The organism is Alcanivorax sp., assembly GCF_051117345.1.
Taxonomy (GTDB): Bacteria; Pseudomonadota; Gammaproteobacteria; order Pseudomonadales; family Alcanivoracaceae; genus Alcanivorax.
Genome location: NZ_JBNPEC010000235.1, coordinates 1 through 3,490 on the forward strand (window position 1 = coordinate 1; position 3,490 = coordinate 3,490).

The window sequence follows — 3,490 nt, forward strand, 5'->3', positions numbered from 1 at the left end:
TCCGGAATTCTAAGGTCCATTTGCCGTTCCCCCTGGCTGTTGTCCACGGTCGTGTCAAGGGCTTCGGCAGCATCCTCCCAGAACATAAGGATGACGTGTAGCAACCGTTGCGCCATCTGCTCTTCATCATCCTGATACCAGTTTTCTTCAGCCACGAAGACGCCGGTCATGAAACCGGCACACCAGCTCGCCAGATCCTGGCCGTCATCTTCCTGGTAAGGGTCAAGCAGGCAGGGCAGGTTGATGGCGTCGCCACCGAGTAACTGGGTCACCAGACGTTCGCGCAGCCGGTTGAGGGCATCACTGACTTCCTCGGGAACCGGCATTTCCAGCTCTTCGCTATAGTCCACCGTTTCCACCTCTGGCCCTACGGCCAGGGCACAGAGCATGCCATGAATTTCCGTCCAGGTAGGGGCGTCTTCGCCAAGGTCCTGGAAGTATTGGCGAACGGTGTTTTTCAGGCTGGGATTGGTAATGTCTGACATGGAGTCCTCCGCTGCCGGCAAGCATACCGGGAGTTATCGGCGGTCTCCAGGTATTCAGCTCAACGGCAGCTGGACAACCTGGTTCCGGCCTCGGGATTTGGCTTCATAGAGTGCGCTGTCAGCCCGTTTGATCAACTGGTCAGCTGTTTCCCCGGGCTGGAAGGCGGTCAGGCCGGCAGAGAAAGTGGTTTTGAGATCACTGGCAAAGGAATAAGCCTGTTCGGCGAAACCACTGCGCAGGCGTTCAAGGGCGGCTTCGCTGGCGGCTTCCGTGGCATGGGGAAACAGCACCACAAACTCCTCACCGCCGTAGCGGGCGAGCAGGTCCGATTTGCGCAGGCCCTGGCTGGCAATGCGGGCAAAACGACTGAGGACTTCGTCGCCACTGTGATGACCGTAGTTATCGTTGACCCGTTTGAAATGATCCAGATCGATAATCGCCAGATACAAGGGGGTATGGTTGCGGTTGGCGAGGGAGAGCTCCTCTTCCAGCCGCTCGAGAAAATGGCGGCGATTATACAACCCGGTGAGATCATCGCGCACGGCAATGGCCTCCAGGCGAGAGTGGGCATCACGCAGGTTTTCACGTTGATCCCTGACCCGGTTCTGCAGGTTGTGAATGTAACCGCCCATATAGATAAACCAGCAGAGGATCAGGGCAAGAATGATCCAGTGCCCGATCAGAAACGAAAAGATCGCCTGTTGGGGTGTTTCCAGCCACTCATACACCTGCAACGTGGTGAAGCAGAAAAGGGTAAAGCCGGCCATGGCCATTTGCCGGCGCCGGTCCAGGGCAAAGATGCCGAACGTCATCACCATAAAGTAGATGCTCAGCATGGCGCCACGCAGCTCGCGGGTATAATGCAGAATCACCGTGGTCAGGATGATGCCGGTGGCCATCTGCAAAATGGTCAGGCTGGGGTCGCCGAGGCGTTCGCTGAGACCACTGCGGATGAGCAGAAAGAACACCAGGTTGATGGCAAATAGCACCGAAAAAATCATCAGGTGCGGGGTATCCGGCGCAAAGGCGCTGAGCTCGACGCCGAGGATAGTGCCCACCCATAGCAGGCAATAGGAATAAACAGCCATGATCTGGCGGCGGAGGCGGATGGCTCGCTCCGGCGGTTCGGCGGGAATCAGGTTAAACACGTAAGTAATAGGGTCCTGTTGGTGGCCAGCTGGCTTTTTGGTCAACTTTACCGTTTTTCTCATTCGAGGTCACAAGGATGTCATTGTGAGGGGTAGACAGGGGCTGACAAACTGTCCCGAGTGAAACAATCGTTTGATTGGTTGTGTTAATTCGACCTCCTGAGGCCCGATCATGTCGACCCCCCTGTTTGATCTCACGCTCACTGAAGAGCAGCGCATTACCCGCGAGAGCATGCGACGTCTTGCCCGCGACTCCCTGTCACCCCAGGCTCGAGCTGCTGATGACGCGGCGACGGCCAACCCGGCACTACTGGATGCCATTAGCGGTTTTGGTCTGGCATTGATGCCCATGCCGGAAGCGCTGGGTGGCGTGGCCATGCCCCGTTCGCCGTTATCCAATGCCCTGGCCGTGGAGGATCTGGCCCAGGGTGACATGTCCCATGCCCTGGCCGCCCTGCAACCCATGGCGGCGGTGAATGCACTGATGGATTTCGGTGACGAGCAGCAACAGGAACGCTGGCTACCCGCCTTGGCGGCGGAGACCTTTACCGGTGCAGCGCTGGCGGTCAACGAGCCCCGTGCCACCTTCGAGCCGGCTGCGCCGGCCACCATAGCCAGCGAAGACGGCGGCCTCTACACCCTCAACGGCGTGAAAAGTCTGGTCCCCATGGCTGCGCAATGTGAGTGGTTTGTGGTGGTGGCCGCTATCGATGGCGAAGTGGCGGGGTTTGTGGTGCCGGCGGAGGCGGAAGGGCTGACCATTGAGTCCGAGCCGTACATGGGGTTGCGCAGTGCCAACATGGCCACGCTGACCCTAGAAAACGTGGCCGTCCCGGCCCGTGATCGGTTGCCGCGCTTCGACCTGAATCGTCTGCTGGGCTTGAGCCGCATTGGCCAATGCGCTCTGGCGGTGGGCTGCTGTCAGGCGGTGATGGAATACAGCATTCCCTATGTGAAAGAGCGCAAGGCGTTCGGGGAGCCTATTGCCTGGCGTCAGTCCGTGGCCTTCATGGTGGCCAACATGGGTATCGAAATTGAAGGCATGCGGCTGATGATGCTGCGCGCCGCCAGTCGCGCGGAGCAGGGCCTGGATTTCAACAAGGACGCCTATCTGGCCCAGTTGCAGTGCATGGAAAAAGCCATGGAGATCGGCACCAACGGTATCCAGCTGTTTGGTGGCGCCGGCTTTGTGCGCGATTACCCGCTGGAAATGTGGTACCGCAACCTGCGCAGCATGGCCGTCTTGCACGGCAGCCTGATGGTATAGGAGAGAGACATGATCAACCTGGAAATCCCGGCCAAGCTCGAACAGGTCCAGCAGATGGCCCAGCAACTGGCGGCGGGGGTGTTTCGCCCCATTGCCCGCAAATACGACGCCATCGAACACTGTGATACCCCGGAAGAGTTGAAGCCGGTGGCGCAGATGATGGCAGCCATGCCACGCGGTGGCGGAAAAAAAGGTGCCAGTGACGAGATAAAGAATGGCAGTAACATGACCGGCATCCTGGCGGTGGAGGCCATGTGCTGGGGGGATGTGGGCCTGATGCTGTCCATCCCCGGCTCCGGGCTGGGCAATGCGGCCGTCATGGCTGTGGGCACCCCGGAGCAGAAAGAGAAATACGGCAAGCTCTACTGTGCCATGGCGATCACCGAGCCGGGTGCCGGTTCCGATTCTGCCGCCGTCAGCACCTCGGCCGAAATGGACGGCGATGAGTGGGTGCTCAACGGCGAGAAGATCTACTGCACCGCCGGCCAGCGCTGCGATGCAGTGGTGGTCTGGGCGACCCTGGGAAAGTCGCTGGGTAACGCGGCAATCAAATCCTTTATCGTTCACCGCGATAACCCCGGCCTGCAAC

The 3,490-nt window shown here is 59.4% G+C and carries 4 protein-coding genes; 2 read left to right on the forward strand and 2 right to left on the reverse strand.

The features are described 5' to 3' along the window. Both ACFE0K_RS15065 and ACFE0K_RS15070 read right to left on the reverse strand, forming a co-directional pair. Positions 1 to 485: YecA family protein (locus ACFE0K_RS15065; RefSeq protein ID WP_434536840.1), on the reverse strand; the 485-nt coding region annotated here is incomplete at its 3' end. A 54-nt stretch (positions 486 to 539) separates the two neighbouring features. Further along, the gene (locus ACFE0K_RS15070; RefSeq protein ID WP_434536841.1) at positions 540 to 1,634 is read right to left on the reverse strand and encodes a GGDEF domain-containing protein; all 1,095 of its coding nucleotides are present in this window, start codon (positions 1,632 to 1,634) and stop codon (positions 540 to 542) included. Between the two features lie 172 nt (positions 1,635 to 1,806). Between ACFE0K_RS15070 and ACFE0K_RS15075 the strand changes: the two genes are divergently transcribed. Continuing rightward, positions 1,807 to 2,901 carry an acyl-CoA dehydrogenase family protein gene (locus ACFE0K_RS15075; protein WP_434536842.1) on the forward strand — a complete coding sequence of 365 codons (1,095 nt, stop codon included), beginning with the start codon at positions 1,807 to 1,809 and terminating at the stop codon, positions 2,899 to 2,901. Positions 2,902 to 2,910: 9 nt separating this feature from the next. Beyond that, positions 2,911 to 3,490: acyl-CoA dehydrogenase family protein (locus ACFE0K_RS15080; protein ID WP_434536843.1), on the forward strand; the 580-nt coding region annotated here is incomplete at its 3' end.

Excerpts from the sequence above, each read along its gene's own strand:
- ACFE0K_RS15075 (WP_434536842.1), top strand. The coding sequence starts at position 1,807 with ATGTCGACCCCCCTGTTTGATCTCACGCTCACTGAAGAGCAGCGCATT.